This is a genomic window from Candidatus Schmidhempelia bombi str. Bimp, assembly GCF_000471645.3.
Classification (GTDB): Bacteria; Pseudomonadota; Gammaproteobacteria; order Enterobacterales; family Orbaceae; genus Utexia; species Utexia bombi.
Genome location: NZ_AWGA01000109.1, coordinates 1 through 742, shown reverse-complemented (window position 1 = coordinate 742; position 742 = coordinate 1). Strand labels below are relative to the sequence as shown.

Here is a 742-nt window from a genome sequence, read left to right as displayed (position 1 = left end):
TGAATTGATTCCGCCTTCAGGACAACTAGTACTTGATGAAGAAGCAGAGAAAAAATAATTGCTTAAATCAAAACTTTAATATTAATTATTTAAGTTATTTGGTTAAGTAAGCTAATGATAATGGCGGTCAAATGATGATCGCCATCTTTATTTTCAGCTATTTTATAAAATAGGGGCGTATAGGTTTTCAGGGGCAGATGAAGTGTATTTACAAATACGCTACTGGCCGCAAGGCAAGATGCCTAAAAATGACAATAATAAGGCTGAGGCAGTGAAACCTTTACTGATGTTTTATACGTATAAACACCAGCAATAACGCTTTAATAGATAAAAATAATTGAGAGGAAAAAGATGAACAAGTTAACCCAACTTATCACGATAGGCTTAGTCGCCAGTATATTGTGTGGCTGTTATAACAAAGGGCAGCTAAAAACCATGATCCAAAATGGTTATGATGAAGCACGGGCTGTGACTAAAGCGAAAGGTGATTTTTGTTTATATTTAGGGGCAGTAAAGTTTCCTTATACTGATGAGCCTGTATTAGAAGATGATGATCAATGGACAGTCTGGAATAAGGGGAAATTATCAAGATCACTTCCCTTATTTGCTCATATCGGTTTATTAACCCGTGAGCCAGTGGCAGGGCAGCCGGGGATTTATCATTATGATTTAACCGATTTAGGGCGAGAATATCAGCATATGTTTATAGATCCCAATGACGGTGATCCAATTTATAATAATG

General features: G+C 36.3%; 1 protein-coding gene. It reads left to right on the top strand.

Annotated features, from left to right (window positions below):
- Nucleotides 1-351: 351 nt before the first annotated feature.
- The coding region (locus O970_RS09220; protein WP_133459411.1) for a hypothetical protein at nucleotides 352-742 on the top strand (391 nt) is incomplete at its 3' end.